The organism is Sulfurospirillum diekertiae, assembly GCF_002162315.1.
GTDB lineage: Bacteria > Campylobacterota > Campylobacteria > Campylobacterales > Sulfurospirillaceae > Sulfurospirillum.
On the sequence record NZ_CP021416.1, the window covers coordinates 915867 to 930713 of the forward strand.

General features: G+C 28.8%; 20 protein-coding genes. 9 read left to right on the forward strand and 11 right to left on the reverse strand.

Annotation, left to right across the window (positions count from 1 at the left end):
• Nucleotides 1-304: 304 nt before the first annotated feature.
• The 7 genes from Sdiek1_RS04565 to Sdiek1_RS04590 form a co-directional block, all read right to left on the reverse strand.
• On the reverse strand, nt 305-883 hold the full coding sequence (locus Sdiek1_RS04565) for a GGDEF domain-containing protein (RefSeq protein WP_151897975.1): 579 nt from the start codon (nt 881-883) through the stop codon (nt 305-307).
• 19 nt (nt 884-902) lie between these two features.
• On the reverse strand, nt 903-1955 hold the full coding sequence (locus Sdiek1_RS04570) for a PAS domain S-box protein (protein ID WP_087438099.1): 1053 nt from the start codon (nt 1953-1955) through the stop codon (nt 903-905).
• Nucleotides 1956-2002: 47 nt separating this feature from the next.
• Nucleotides 2003-2167, reverse strand: a complete 165-nt coding sequence (locus Sdiek1_RS14820; protein ID WP_161491985.1) for a hypothetical protein — start codon at nt 2165-2167, stop codon at nt 2003-2005.
• An 835-nt stretch (nt 2168-3002) separates the two neighbouring features.
• On the reverse strand, nt 3003-3335 hold the full coding sequence (locus Sdiek1_RS04575) for a hypothetical protein (RefSeq protein ID WP_087438100.1): 333 nt from the start codon (nt 3333-3335) through the stop codon (nt 3003-3005).
• Between the two features lie 301 nt (nt 3336-3636).
• Nucleotides 3637-4329, reverse strand: a complete 693-nt coding sequence (locus tag Sdiek1_RS04580) for a hypothetical protein (RefSeq protein WP_151897976.1) — start codon at nt 4327-4329, stop codon at nt 3637-3639.
• 32 nt (nt 4330-4361) lie between these two features.
• Nucleotides 4362-4601 carry a hypothetical protein gene (locus Sdiek1_RS04585; RefSeq protein WP_087438102.1) on the reverse strand — a complete coding sequence of 80 codons (240 nt, stop codon included), beginning with the start codon at nt 4599-4601 and terminating at the stop codon, nt 4362-4364.
• A 162-nt stretch (nt 4602-4763) separates the two neighbouring features.
• Nucleotides 4764-5924: a hypothetical protein gene (locus Sdiek1_RS04590; RefSeq protein WP_087438103.1), complete on the reverse strand. Its 1161-nt coding sequence runs from the start codon at nt 5922-5924 to the stop codon at nt 4764-4766.
• A 204-nt stretch (nt 5925-6128) separates the two neighbouring features.
• On the opposite strand from Sdiek1_RS04590, the gene Sdiek1_RS04595 reads away from it, so the two are divergent.
• Entirely contained in the window at nt 6129-6419 is a 291-nt protein-coding gene (locus tag Sdiek1_RS04595; RefSeq protein ID WP_087438104.1) for a hypothetical protein, read from the forward strand.
• A gap of 39 nt (nt 6420-6458) precedes the next feature.
• A complete protein-coding gene (locus tag Sdiek1_RS04600) occupies nt 6459-6932 on the forward strand; it encodes a hypothetical protein (RefSeq protein WP_087438105.1) in 474 nt (157 codons plus the stop codon).
• A gap of 32 nt (nt 6933-6964) precedes the next feature.
• Here Sdiek1_RS04600 and Sdiek1_RS15545 read toward each other — a convergent pair whose 3' ends face one another.
• From Sdiek1_RS15545 to Sdiek1_RS04620, 4 genes are all read right to left on the reverse strand, one after another.
• Nucleotides 6965-7150, reverse strand: a complete 186-nt coding sequence (locus tag Sdiek1_RS15545; protein ID WP_087438106.1) for a tyrosine-type recombinase/integrase — start codon at nt 7148-7150, stop codon at nt 6965-6967.
• On the reverse strand, nt 7083-7520 hold the full coding sequence (locus tag Sdiek1_RS15550) for a tyrosine-type recombinase/integrase (protein WP_087438107.1): 438 nt from the start codon (nt 7518-7520) through the stop codon (nt 7083-7085). Before Sdiek1_RS15550 ends, Sdiek1_RS15545 begins: the two co-directional genes overlap by 68 nt.
• A 7-nt stretch (nt 7521-7527) precedes the next feature.
• Nucleotides 7528-8073: a phage integrase central domain-containing protein gene (locus Sdiek1_RS04615; protein WP_087438108.1), complete on the reverse strand. Its 546-nt coding sequence runs from the start codon at nt 8071-8073 to the stop codon at nt 7528-7530.
• Nucleotides 8074-8385: 312 nt separating this feature from the next.
• Entirely contained in the window at nt 8386-9945 is a 1560-nt protein-coding gene (locus Sdiek1_RS04620; RefSeq protein ID WP_087438109.1) for a hypothetical protein, read from the reverse strand.
• Nucleotides 9946-10180: 235 nt separating this feature from the next.
• Between Sdiek1_RS04620 and Sdiek1_RS04625 the strand changes: the two genes are divergently transcribed.
• The 7 genes from Sdiek1_RS04625 to Sdiek1_RS04655 all read left to right on the forward strand — a co-directional run bounded on the left by Sdiek1_RS04625 (nt 10181) and on the right by Sdiek1_RS04655 (nt 14841).
• The gene (locus Sdiek1_RS04625; protein ID WP_087438110.1) at nt 10181-10387 is read left to right on the forward strand and encodes a helix-turn-helix transcriptional regulator; all 207 of its coding nucleotides are present in this window, start codon (nt 10181-10183) and stop codon (nt 10385-10387) included.
• The gene (locus tag Sdiek1_RS04630; RefSeq protein WP_087438111.1) at nt 10384-10833 is read left to right on the forward strand and encodes a hypothetical protein; all 450 of its coding nucleotides are present in this window, start codon (nt 10384-10386) and stop codon (nt 10831-10833) included. Before Sdiek1_RS04625 ends, Sdiek1_RS04630 begins: the two co-directional genes overlap by 4 nt.
• Before the next feature lie 207 nt (nt 10834-11040).
• Nucleotides 11041-11508 carry a hypothetical protein gene (locus Sdiek1_RS04635; protein ID WP_087438112.1) on the forward strand — a complete coding sequence of 156 codons (468 nt, stop codon included), beginning with the start codon at nt 11041-11043 and terminating at the stop codon, nt 11506-11508.
• Nucleotide 11509: 1 nt separating this feature from the next.
• On the forward strand, nt 11510-11983 hold the full coding sequence (locus Sdiek1_RS04640) for a hypothetical protein (protein WP_087438113.1): 474 nt from the start codon (nt 11510-11512) through the stop codon (nt 11981-11983).
• 6 nt (nt 11984-11989) lie between these two features.
• The gene (locus Sdiek1_RS04645) at nt 11990-12799 is read left to right on the forward strand and encodes a hypothetical protein (RefSeq protein ID WP_087438114.1); all 810 of its coding nucleotides are present in this window, start codon (nt 11990-11992) and stop codon (nt 12797-12799) included.
• A gap of 444 nt (nt 12800-13243) precedes the next feature.
• Nucleotides 13244-13849 (forward strand): DUF6088 family protein, encoded by a 606-nt coding sequence (locus Sdiek1_RS04650; protein WP_087438115.1) that lies wholly within the window; start codon nt 13244-13246, stop codon nt 13847-13849.
• Between the two features lie 11 nt (nt 13850-13860).
• Complete coding sequence (locus Sdiek1_RS04655) at nt 13861-14841, forward strand: nucleotidyl transferase AbiEii/AbiGii toxin family protein (protein WP_087438116.1); 981 nt, start codon at nt 13861-13863, stop codon at nt 14839-14841.
• Nucleotides 14842-14847 lie beyond the last annotated feature (6 nt).

Consider the following 14847-nt stretch of genomic DNA (forward strand, 5'->3'; position numbering starts at 1 on the left):
CTTAAGAAAATATATAATCGTATATTTATACCCTATATATACCCATAGAATGTAAAAGATTGGTTTTTACATACACTCATCTAATAATTTCTCTAAATTGCTTTCCCAATTTTTAACTTTTATATTATGCTCTTTTATTTGAGTCTTATATTGTTGATAATGTTTAATAACAGTTATATTATTAAGATATGTCCTTTTGACATATCTTTTCAACTGTAATTGTGTTCAAACTTGTCAAAAGTTTTTAGATGGTTTGAATAGTCTCTTTTGACCATTGATAGTAGCACTATAATTGTTAAAAAAATTATCCTACGACTACACAATTTCGACCATTATGTTTTGCTTGATAAAGTGCTCTATCAGCACGTGAAAGTAACTCTTTAACTGTATTTTCACCTTCAAATTCTGCGACACCAATACTAATAGTCATATTATTAATATCATCAAAGAGAGTATTTTCTACACAAGCTCTTAACTTTTCAGCAAGTAGAGCTGTTTGATTATTATCTGTCTCAGGACAAATAATTAAAAACTCTTCACCACCATAACGTCCAAGAATATCACTTTTCCGTAAATTATCAGTTAATATTTTTGCTAAAGTCTGTAATGTAGAATCACCAACAGGATGACCGTATGTATCATTTATATTTTTAAAATGATCAATATCAAGGATCATAAATGATAAAGGTTGATGATAACGTTTTGCTCTATTGAGTTCACTTTCCATGTATTCATCAAGTTTTCTTCGATTATAAATTCCCGTAAGTTTATCTATTTCAGATAAGCGCTCAACTTCTTTCTTAGCTGTTATATCATTACCAATAGCCATATAAGAAATAATTCTATTATTCTCATCTTTCATAGGAAGAATGTTTTGTTCCAAATAATACGTATTTCCATCTTTACCAAGATTTTTTTAATTCACCTTGCCAGTTTTTTCCAGCTTCAATTGTTTCCCAAAGCTCTGAATATAAATTATTTGAAGTCTCAGGATGACGGATAATATTCATTTTTTGACCTATTAATTCTTTTTTTGAATAACCATATCTTTTTGCAAACGCTGTACTGACAGATGTAATAACACTATTTGTTTTTGTTGTAGATGTAATGACATAGTTGTCAATAATATCCGCAAACTTTCTTAATTCCTGATTTGCTAAAAGCAAAGATTTTTGAAGTTTCGATGGAGCAATTGAAGCAAAAAATGCTAAAGGGATATTAACTAAAATACTAAGTAAAATTATTAAAATACTCGTTTTGATATTAGATGAAAATAATGTACTCTGATAGGCAATTTTTGGTTTTAAAATCAAGATAACTTTATCTTCATTATCTAATATATCATTTAACTGAAAACTATAAAAAGTCTCACCTTTATTTTCCCCTGCAAGTATCTTTTCTGCTTCTAATGGGAATTCATCATACAATCTAATACTAGAATTTGTATACCGTGACCATGAATATTCATCATTTGGATGTGTAATAAAATAACCATCTTTATCAATAATAAAATGATCAAAACTTGTTGATTTTTTTAAGCCACTAATCATTTCAGATGCAAGTAAATTAACAATAACCATGCCAACAAATTTATTATCTTTTATAATAGGTTGAGCTACTCTAAATGTTGGTTTATAAGGAACTTCTATTTTTCCATTTTCAATATTAAGATCAATACGGGAGTGCCATATTTTTGCTTCTTTCATATGACTTACAATTTGAAAATAATCTCTTTGACTTTTATCTTGTAAACTTGATTCTTCAACTATAAAAGGCTTGTCATATTTATTTTTTCTATCAACTCGAATTATTTCTTTTCCTTCTTCACTAATAAATCGAGCTTGCATAATAAAATTATTTGACATAGAAATTGCATAAAAAACATTAGTTAAATTATTTCTTTTTTGCTTATCAGGCGATGTAATATACTCTTCCAATGAGGTATTAGTAGACAATGCTTTAACTATTTCATCAAATTTTTTCTATATCTGGTTTTAAATAATCAAATTTTTTTTATTAATCCAACTTCTTGTGAAGCTTTATCAATATTTTTTTTGATATCAATAAGATTCATGTTATAACCAACAAAAGAACCAAAGAATGCGACCAGAATACCAAGGATTACAAAATATGTAAAAAACATGAGCTTGAAATTTTTATTTGTCATATGCGAACCTAATTTTTTATATTATTGTACCTTTTAAAATATTTAGTGTCACTATAGTGCCATAACCATAGGCTAAACTTGTGCAAAAGAGTTACTGAAAACTTCGCTTTTACGGATTTCTATTGAAATAGAATATAAAAATGAGAAGAAAAATGGAAAAATATTAGTATATGATGCAACCACTGGAAAAGTTCAATAAATTCTTACATATAAAGATAATGTTCAAATAAATTAAAACTTAGTCACTAGCAATATATTAAAATATATTATTATTTTATATATTATCTAGACTTTAACATATGAGTATACTCAAAAGGTATCTAATTACTTAGTAATTAAGTTATTTATATATTCACTTCGTTCATATATAAATAACCTGATTATACTTATTAGTATACGGATTTTTTTGAATTAAAACTTTTGACTTCAAAATCATGTGATTAGTCTTTTTTGTTGTATGTGAATTAACGTTTAAAAGTTTTGTTTTGCTTGCTTTCTGCGTTTTGAAATCTTTTTCCGCATAAAAATCTTTGCATAAAATTTCTCACAAAGCCGTAAAAATTTGATTAGATACGCGTGTAATTGTTCAATTGTAGTAAATAGACTCATACCAAAGAAAAAGAAAAATTACGCGTTAAAAGAAAAAGAATTAAAAGAGAGCGATTTCTATATCAATTTTTTCAGTTCTGATGTTTTGTATTGTCAAACATTCCTTTTGGTCTTTTTTTGATGTTTTTGAGCGTTCTATGAGGTTTTCTATTCTATAAAGGGAATTCAAAAAGAGTAATTTTCTAAAAAGCCCCCTTTAGGGGGTTTGGGGGCGTATTGTAAAATTTTAAATTATTTTGTCTTTTACTTCTTCACGCTCTTCTGCTTTTTTCTTATTGGTTAAACGTGCATTGTCTAGTCTTTCTTTTTCAAGATCTTTCATTTTTTGAACTTTTTGAATATGTTCAAGAAGATTGAACTCTAAATTTTTATCTACTTCATTGATTTCAACATTTGTAATTTTTTGAAGAATATTTTTTAAAATTGTGTTTGTTTCATGGGACTTAATTAAGTCTATTTCGATTTTGTTTTTATCTTCATTTTTGTCATTTTTTAATATATCTATTTTCTCTAAAAGAGCATTTTCTTTCTTGTTAAAAAAGAAATAATCATCATTCAATTTTTGATTTAATGCGAATATTTTTATATCTTTTTCTCTATTTTTTTGTTCTAAATCTTGAATGAAATTTGATAAATTTGAATAATTTTTTTATCGCTTTTTATGACCTTTTTTTATATCTTCTTTGCTCTCAGTTTCAATTTCGATTTTTTGCGTGGTGTCACGTGAAAATATAGAAGATTTTTCGCTAGTTTCAAATTTTAATATCTTGATAGGGTCTTTCACTTCTTCAATACGTTCTAAGAGTTTTTGATTAATTAATTTCGTATGTCTTTGGTCTATTGTTAATATGTCATCTCGCTTAATTGAAAGACGTTTTTTTTATATCTTCATTTGTAAGATATTCGTTTTGTTTAATACGTTCTTCTTTCTTAAATAATCGTAGTTGTTCATTTAGAAAAATATAAAAATCATTTTGAAAATGTTGCATGAAAATTTTGTGGTCTTTATTTTTATTAATATCTAGCATTAAATCATGCTTTTTTGAAATAGATTCAAAAAGATTTTTTTGTATGTCAAAATCATTTAGATCTTTATTGTAGCTACTCAAAAACAGATGAACATGACTTTTATTTTCTGTTCCTTCGTCACAATGTATTGCATAACAATAAAGGTCATAATTTTTAAAATATAGACTTTTGAAATTATGAATAATTACGTTCCACTCTTCCGTTGTTAAAGTCAATTCCTGATTTTCTGGAATTTTGAATAAGATTTCTTTCATAAGGGTTTGATTGTTATATTTTCGAGTTTTTTGTTTGGTGAAAAAATAGTTTTTTGACATAGAAATATAGTGTTCTAGTGTTTTTAATGTTCGTTTATCTTTGGATTTTAGGTTCTTGATTTTGTGTTTATAAACAACGTTGTGAAGAATAGTTCCAGCATTATCGCTTTCTTTTAATTCCAGTTCCAATATGTCCAATGGTATTTTTTTAGAAATAGCATATTTAGCGTTTTGAAAGTCTTTAAACAGTTTTTTTTCTTTCATTTTCATCAGTGATATTTTCAAATTTTTGTATTTTGTTTTCAATGTTCTTTTTCTATTTTTCTCATTAAGTCATCATGTGTTGAAAATTCAAAACAAGAATAGTAATAGTTGTTTTTTGTCTTTTCTTTATCAATGTGAATTTTTTCTTCTTTGTCTAATCGTAAAGAGTGTTTTAGACTTTTAATCAGTTGTTTGTAGCTGTTCCATGTTTTTCTAGCAATGCGTTTTCCAAGTTTTGTGTAATTGATTTCCTTATATAAAAATGAACTGTATTTCATATGTGTATACTCCTTTTGAAATGTATACACTTAATTATAGATAACAAATTTAGTCCATAGAAATAACACCTTATAACGACAAACTAACTTTTTTTGACCCTACGTTTCACTTTGGTAAAAAGTTTAGATTATCGAGGTGTTTTTTTGTTTCACAAAAAAAAATTATTTTTTAAAATCAGTTTCATCCAAATATTCAAAAATTGAGTATGCAATATATGCTATATCCTTGATTAGTTTTGTCTCTTTATTATAAATGTATGTTTTATCAAATAGTTCATTATCTAGTGTATATGTTGATAAATATTTGTATTCATTTTTAAATTGTTCCCTAAATATAACGATATCCTTATCTTGATCATAAATATTAGTGTCTGTATAATCAACTTTTTGCAATATCGAATAAGCAATAATTAAAAAAAGTTGATAACTTCGTCCTACGGATAAATGTTTTTTGACATAAACTTGACAAAATTCTTGTGAATATCTAGAAGAAAAGTTTGCGCAGTTATTTATGTACCTTTTAAAGATATTTTCATGATAAGATATGCGTCCTTCAAAGAAATCTTTTTGTCCCTGATCTGTTAAAAACTTATCAAAGAAATAGCCCCCATTATCAATATTTGAGTATAAGCCATATGAGTTTCTTAGATAGGTTAAGATCAAATTCATATTATCAAAATGATAACCTTCGTCCTGAAACCTATTTTTTAAATCTTCTTTATGGCTAAAATCTCGTTCACTATCCTGCTTGTCAAGTTTATTTAGAATGAGGATAATGGGAGTAATATAGGCATTAAGTTGTCCTTCTTCCAAAGCTTCTACAAATCTATTCATAAATCTTTGTTCAATATTTTCACATTCTCTAGAAAAATATTTTTTAATTTCTATTTCATTCTCAGGAGAGCTTTTTAGAGCATTATTTTTTCTCTGCGATATTTCATTTAGCAAGGTATCTTTTTCTTGTTTTATATATCTTAATTCTTCTATGGCATCCACTTGTTGAAGAAGATTTAAAAATTGCTGATCTTTTAAATACTTAAGTGTAGCAAGAGTGTCTATAATTGTTTCATAGCCAAAGTCTAAAGGTATCACAATAACTTTTGCTTTACTAATAAATTTTTTTACATAGGGTTTATTGTAATCTGCTCCAATATCTAAAATACCATTTTCTTTTGATGCCGTGATCTTTCTGACAGTTGGAAATAAATCTTTATGATCCTTATCTAGCATAAAATGATTTTTATCCACATAAATAGGTATATTAAATAACCTTCCGAGATTATAAGTTAAAGTAGTGCATCCGACACCATGTTTTTTATTCATCACTAATATCATAAAATTAATTATAGCTTAAAATGATTTATTTTTTTTTGAAAACTATCCGAATAAGTTAAAAATGAGCCTATTTTTGATTTTTTTTATCGTTTGAAAACATGGTTTCTATCTAAGTATGCCCATTTCATGGACTTTAAAGCCCTTTTTTTTTATTTAGACATACTTTCAATATCACAAAGTTAAGGAGCAAAAATGAACAACGTAAATTACCGACATAAATCTACCAAAAATGATGATATCAATAAAAAATATTTTGATGAAAGAAGATATCAACGTCTTGTTGAAAGTTATGGTTCAGTACTTACCAAAGAACAATTATGTGAGGTTCTTCAAATTTCATTATCGAGTCTTAATTCTTATATTGTAAAGGGGGTTTCTATCCCTGAATATAAGAAGCTCGGTCCTGGAGGATCTTCTGGAAGAATAGTATTCCCAGTAGAAAACGTAGTATCTTTTCTGTCTAATACCATCAGAATTGCGTAAAAGTGTATCTAAAACAAACAAAAAAAACAAGGAGGAAGAATGAGAAATTTAAAATTAAACAAAACTACACAAAGGGGTAATATGTTAAGTATATTATTAAACAGTTGTAATGAAAATGTAAATGTAAATCAATCAAAAAGATATTTCAGATTTTATCTTAAAAGTTTAGGTTATACTCAATTATCTATCAATGTTTTTATCAAAAATTTAGAAGTAATTGTCTTGAAAAGTATAGTTTTAGATACCAATAAATATGATCTTAACTATCTAAGTATAACTAAAGACTTACATGAAAAAATAAAAAATAAATCTATCAAAATTGTTATTTTTGAACGAAAAACAATTTTGAGTGAAGTCCATGAAAGAGGATACATAAAGAAAGTTTTTTCTTTAACACCTACTAAAATAACAAGAAACATAGAAAATGGTTGTAAAAGGTTTATTATAAATAAATCCATATCGCCTGAAAATGTTATGGTAAATATCTATCATGAGTACCAATTTGCGTCATGATAGATTTTTAAATTTTCATCCTACAATTCGATTTAAAATATATTATCTACAAAATTTTGCCCAAAGTTGTTATCTACACTTACATATCTCATTGTTGTTTTAATATCCGCATGATGCATTAATTTCTTAACTGTAAAAATAGGTGCATTGTTAGAAATAAGCTGACTGGCAAACGTATGCCGTAGTGTATGAATGACAACTCGATTTTTTTCGGTCATCTTTTTCCAGTTTATTATTAAACAAATTATTGAGGATAGGTCGCATCTTCCTTTGCACTTGTTTTACAATATCTCCATTACCTAGTACAAAATCATTTGGATCTAAATTTTGAATTGATTGCTCAATATAAGGAATAAATTCTTGTTTAATAAATCCAGTATATGTTTTTTTATTCTTAATGTCTTTTAGAAGAATACTGTTTGACTCGAGTTTAATATGCTTTTGTTGTATCGCACATGTGGTTTGAATTCTTGCCCCTGTGCTAAGAGAAAGGATGGTAAATAAATAGGCTTGATGGTTGTCTTTGACTTTATCAAGAAGTATTTTTATCTCACTTTTCGATAAAAACCTCTCTCGATTGTTATCAATTGCTAGCTTATGAGCTTTTTTTTACAGGATTGTCACCTTTGAACTTTTTTTGTTCAATAGCAAAGTTATAGATAGTTCCAATTAGCTCTACAAGCATGTTTATAGTTTTAGGTGCGAGTATATCTTCTTTGTCTTCTGTGATCTGATCAATATCTTCAACGGTAATTTCTTCAGCAAGTTTATCGCCTAAATAGGGCTTAATATGGTTATTGTACTTTGATTTTGTGTCTTTGTACGAACCTTTCGTAATTTTTTTCTCTTTATAAGATAAATAATTTTGAGCAATCATATCAAATGTTATACATTCTTTTTTTATACGCTTATTTCTTATTATATTTGGAACTTCACCATGCTTTATTTTATGCACAATTTCAGTGCGTGTTATTGAACAAGTATTTTCTCTAACACCTGCTGAGTGTTTTCCCATGGTAAGCCATACTTTTTTGCCTCTTTCATCTTTATACGTAATTAAATACGTTTTATCTTTATCTTCTAATGGATAATAATAGACACCAACATACCTATTAGATTTAACCTTTGTACTAGAAGCCATCTTTAACCTTTGTTATTCTAAGATTTTTATACTGCTATATATGCAGTTTATACCTTAATTTATACCCATGCACTACAAATGATGACAAAAGTATATAAAAGATTTGTTTGCAATAAGATTATAAAATGACTATTTTATGGTGTTTATATAAAGGAGGCTCCTATTTAAGGTTTTGTTGAAAATTAAATAAATAAAGTCCCTCTCTTGACACCATCCTAATTCTCCTAGTATACAGGCTTTCATTGTGAAATTCTTTGATCTAAAAAAGCTTAAGCTTTTGTTGGGTCCCACACTAGGTCCCACTTTTTTTGATCAAAAATACATCAAGTATTTATTACCAATTTTACATGGTTTATAAGTTTCGAATTTTTCTTTATTTTGTCCTATAAACTCATCCACAAAATTAAAATTCACTTCGTTATACAAATCTAACTTTTGTCTTTGCGTATATACATCATATAAAGTAGAATTAAGTCTTCTAGAAAATTTTTCTTTTTGCTTATCATTATAAAATGTGCATAAATCGGTGATGGTATTAAAAATAATAGTTTGACATTTTTTATTTAGATGATATTTTTGAATAAGGTTAGCTGCCGAGTTTTGATATATTGTAATGATGTGTTCCAAGGATGACTCTTTCCCTAAAATCGTTTGTAGTTTGATCAACATTATTTGTGCAAAGCTTTTTATGGGCTCTACATTGATTTCAAGACCTAAATCATCTATTGTTGAAAACATAGTTAATTCTTTATTTTTACATTTTTGATGAAAAAAGTTTAATACTTCTATCTCTAAATCACTTTCTGGGACGGTACTCAATTGTTTGATTTGTTTTTCTATTAGTTCTTCTAATGTACAAATTCTATCAAGAGAGCGATTAGTTATTATCATATCAATTAAATTTTCATGTTGAAATCTAATAACCGAATATTGAATCATGTTCAATAGATCAAATAATGTGAAAATAAATTCTTCTAAATTATGGTCTGATCGTTTAACAAATTCAAAAAGATACATATTATCTGGCTGCATATATTTTTCTTTATATTTAAAAGGGTCAAAATAGGCAAAAATTTGGGGTACTAGCATACCCCCAGGGTGTGCAAAATAAGCTTCTAAAGAGAATAGAGGTTTTGATTTATCACAATTTACACCATACTTATCATGAAATTTATTAATTTTATGCATTAATGTGGCATCTTTTTTTAAAAATTTCAAATGGTTAATTTCTAATAAATAATGTTTTTTTGCAAAGATGTCATGATTCATTTTAAAGGGATAAAAAATACCTAATTCTTCAATATGACTTACAGCACTTTGCATTCTGTCTAAATAGCGTAATTTAAAATCTTCATAGAATGATTTATAATCGAAATCTGATCGCATAAATTGTTCATAAATACTTTCGAGTAATTCATCTGTGATACTTGCTTTAAAATCATCAAAAAAATTTTTATATGAAAATTTGTCATGTTTTTCAATAAATTTATTCAAAACATCATGTCTATGTTTTATTTCTTTTAAAAAGCTAAAAATTATAGATTTATTTTGAGGTATATTTTTTTCATCAATAGTATGTACAAATTGATGCATCATTGCTTTATCGTAAATATATTCATTTCTATCAATATTATAACTTTTATATGTCTGTTTATGATGTGTTGGAACGTCATAATCAATAGTTAAGAGATTATTTCTTTTTTGAATAATGTATGATTCACTTGCTTCTAATTCCTCAAAATGCATTCGTGAAGAGAATAATAACTCTGATATTCTTCCAGAAAATTGCTCTAGTACTTTAGATGATTCTTGTGTATTGAAATAAATATAATTTCGTTTTGTTTTTAGCCATTTTAATACTATCTCTTCCATCACATATCCTTATTATATTTTTTAATAAAGTAATACTAGCCTTTTGAAATATTAAAATCAAGGTTTTTGATGATTTTATAAAAAATTGTTGAAATACCTATTTTATAGTGCTTTATAATGATTTTTTGGCAAAAAATATGCATTTTTTAACATTCAATTTTTCTGTTAAATTTTCATCAACTGATCAGAATTAAAAAGAATGAAAAAGGCGCCTTTTTCATTAAAGGAAAATGCAATGGAAACATTTAGTAAAAGGTGGCTTTCGCCAAATGAGCTTGAAGCAGAATATGGCTTTAGCAAAAGTGCACAGGCAAAAATGAGAATGAGTGTAAGTAAGTGCAAAATTCCTTTTTGCAAAATAAACAGTAAATATATCCGCTACGATCGAGCTGAGATTGATCAATGGATAGAAAAGCATAAAATTGTGGGATCTGAATTATGAAAGTAGAGTTCAAACAAAAAAAGAAAAACTTTTCTATGGTAAGCAATGTTATTGCAAAAGATAATACTATAAGTCTTAAAGCGAAAGGGATTTGCCTCATTTTGGTGCACTTCCCTGAAAACTGGCATTTTTATGAAGAAAAGCTCCAAGATTACACAAATGACGGTAAAACTGCTATTTCAAATGCTCTTAAAGAACTTGAATTTAGCGGCTATCTTTATAGAAAGCAATTAAGAGAAAAAGGTAGATTTGCAAGTAAAGTATGGATATTTAGTGATGAAGGGTTAAGCCAAGATGATTTACGAGATTTTCTCGAGATTAGAAAAACTGATATCGGTAAAAACGATAGCGGAAAATCGTCTACTACAAATACTCACTCTAATCAAACTAAAGAGTGTAATAAAAAAAATCCTCAAAAAAAGGGAAGAAAAAAAATCTTATTATGAGTTTGTCAACATTCTAAAATCAAATGTAAGTGAGTATCCACATCTAAAGGTTGAATTTGAAAATATTACTTACTCATTTGAAAAGATCAATGGGCAACTTCTTTTAAAGGATGAAGTAAACGGTATTGTACTGTCAAAAATACACGCAAGCAAGCTCTATCAAAAAATGGCAAATTCTGCAAAAGTGCAAATAGTTCGAGGTGAGAAATGAGTGTAGATGCAAAGGTGATTGAGTCAATCACAAAGCAAACATATGAATCTCAAAATCAACATCTTCGATTCTTTGCAAGAGCTGAGTTACCAATGAAGCTGCAAATATTGCAGCTTCAAAAGCCTCTTTTTCACAAGCTAAAAAGTATTTATGGTGATCTTGATAATGCAATTTTGACACTAGCATCGCTTATTTTAGCTATTAATTCTGTTGCAAAAGAGACCGATAAAGTCAATCTCAATGCAGTAAAGATGCGTGGTAAAAACCAAAAAACCAAAGTCAAACGCCAAAAGTTGCTAGGGTATTGGGCAATAGTAAGGACCTTGAAATTAGAGCAAAATATGAGCTTTCGTAATATTGCAGGCTACTTCAAAAAATACCATAAGCTTGAAGTATCCTATTCAACCATCCATGGATTATGGATAGAAATAGAAACAACAACTACAAAAAATGAGGAGAATTAAAATGGCACAAGATCAAATATATTATCTAGATGATGAGAATGGCATAAAACTATTGCCTATAGCAATTGCACTAGACAGGGACCAAGAAATTTATTTGATTCAAATTTTTGAAGAAAACTATGAATCCAAAAAGAAGTACCTTCGTGGAGAGTTGATTTTAGTGAGAAATCATATTTTGACATCTACATTTTGCGATACGATCCACTTCATGGAAGAGATCAATCTGTTTGATGCTGGAAATGATCAAAATAGGTATCTTGCAGTGACGGAATACAAGTCGACAAAAAATTTAAAGCTCAAATATGATGGCAATGTTGATGTCTTCATCTCAAAAGCACTCGCTCGTGGTATGTACAGAATTTTTACGCTCTCATTCGCTGGATATTCTACGGCAGCATTGCTGGAAAAGGAGTTTAAACTAACACCGCAACTTCTGACACAATTGTTGCATCAATTCAAATTTCTACTCAAGTAGTACAAAATGATTGATGCATATATCCTTTTAAGTGGAATTGTATTTTTTGGTACGTATGGTGTGTATAGGGTTTATAAATCTTCTAAGGAGAAAACTCGCATCATTGAATCTCAAAAACGTGAGCCTATATATCATGAAAAAACTCAAGATATCAAGATTGAAGAGAGCGAACCAGAACAAGTATATCCATTACAAACGCATAACATCAAGTATTGGCTTTACACTCCTTCCTATAGTTTGAGAACTTACGGTCTTGCAGGATTGTATAATGATCTTGTGGTTAAAAATCTGTGGCTCAATGAACCATTTCATAGTAAATTTTATGAAATATTGATGATTCTAGATAAAAATGAATTTATGATTGTCGATTCAAATTCAAAAGTGATCACAATGAATGTACGAGGTAGAGACAATAAAATAACCACTTCGAAATCATTTCAAGTTTTTGCAACACGAGATATTGTAGTAGCTACGTTTAGCAATGCTATGAGCGATATTGTACGATTTAATCAGCTTGATGCCCAACACATTGTCGTGGCTATATGTATTCTTCTTTTGGAACAATCGCTTCATTATCAATCACAAGAGGTTTCTGAAGATATGATCAAAACGATATTGAAAGATTATGAATTCACTGAAGATATTTATCATATCACCACTCTAGTGAAAGGGAAAGATGAACAGCTTCAATTTGTCGATATCGCTGTTAAAATAGCATTTCAAACAAGCAGCACTTACGCTTATAATGACAGTGAAGTTCCAAAACCTCTACAGTTACCAACAAAATTGCCTCAAAAAGTGTTAAAAGAGGTATAAAAAAGTGTTGAGTGTACTGTTGATTCTATGTTTATTGTGATGTTTTTTTGAAATAAATGTGGATGGCTTAAAAATTCGATTGTAAGCCATTCGCGATCAAGTATTCTTGCCAAATGGAAACTGAAAAAAACAAACAACTCTTTGTAAAAATTCCTCCAGAAATAGTCAACAAACTTTTGTGTTAAACTTCATGCATCTTTTTTATACAAATACTAAAAATGATAGTTGGAGCTCAAGAATCGCTTACGAGTGTTCTGTACCATCTTAACCAAAAGAGCCATGAGCAGCTTAGCATGTTATCGTTCATTGTGAATGAAAAAGTAGATTGACTTAACACAAATTGCCTAAGATAGAGGCTGAAACTATCATGATTTCAAACGTTAAAGCATAAAAATATTCAGAAAAAGATATACTTTTTCCTGAAAAAATACATGAGGTAAATCTATGAAATCTATCGAAGATAAAATGCTTTCTAAGATATATGGCTATGGTAAAGGGTATGCCTTTTCATCCGGTGATTTTATCAAAGATTTTTCAATCAATAATATCGATAAAGCACTCTCTACCCTGACTCAGCAAAATAAGATTCGCAGAATTGCAAGAGGCTTATATGATTACCCAAAATACAGTGAATTTTTAAAACAAGAACTCAGCGCAGATATTGATCAAGCTGCTCGCGCTATTGCACGCAAGTTTAATTGGCAAATTGAAATCAGTGGTGAAAGTGCTTTAAACCTTCTAGGCCTAAGTACTCAAGTTCCTGCCAAATATATCTATTTAAGCAATGGTTCTAATAGAAGCTATTTGATTCAAGATACAATGAGACTAGAATTCAAAAAATCAGCACTTAAAAATATAGGGTTTAAATACAAAGAGAGCTCCATCATCGTGCAAGCACTCAAAGCATTAGGCAAAGAGAATATCACCGATGATACTATTACACATATCAAAGCGTATCTTGATCCAAAACTCTATGAAAAAATTCTAAACGATACGAAAACAGCAACAACATGGATTTATGAAACCATTAAAATTATTTGCCAACACTAAAGAAGTAACCTGTGGATAAAATAGCACACGCATCACCTACCATACGAGAAGAACTTTTTAGTCAAAGTGCCTATGCACTTAATACGACCAACGCTATCATTGAAAAAGATTTTTGGGTGGTCTGGATATTGGATAAGATTTTTACAGATGCCCATCTTAATAAAATCTTGATGTTTAAAGGTGGGACCTCTTTGTCCAAAGTGTTTCACCTCATTGGACGTTTTTCAGAAGATATAGATTTAATTCTAGATTGGCGTGAAATTACCCAAGAAGATTTATCAGAACCCTTACCAACTAAAAATAAACAGGTCAAACGTAATGAAGCTATTAATCAAGAAGCCTTGAGTTATATACAAGAAAAACTCTTGCCTATAATTTCAGAGATTCTTTCTCCTTTATGTATATGCCGTATCGATGAAACAAATCCTTATAATATTCAAGTGAACTATCCAGCGGCATTTAAAGATAATTATCTACGGCCGCAGGTTTTACTTGAAATTGGACCTTTGGCTTCGTGGTTACCCTATGGAGAGTTTGAAATCTCGCCCTATGCTGCTGAGCAATTTCCTCAAGTGTTTGAAAAAAGAACAACACGGGTAAAGGCGATTGTTGCTAAGCGAACCTTTTGGGAAAAGGCAACGATTTTACATCAAGAAGCCAATCGTGATATAAGTAAACCTCTGCCACTTCGTTACTCAAGGCACTATTATGATTTAGCTATGATGGCACAATCTGTCATTAAGGATGAAGCCTTGCAAGATAGGAGACTTTTAGAGAATGTTGTAGCGTTTAAAATGCAGTTTTATCCTTCACCTTGGGCAAAATTTGATGAAGCAAAACCAGGAACACTCAAACTAATTCCTCCTCAATATCGCTTAGAAGCTCTCAAAAAAGATTATGAAGCTATGCAACATATGATTTTTGAGAAGCAGTGTTCATTTGATGAGCTTATGATGATTCTTCAAATACTTGAAGATAAAATTAATCACTAAATTATG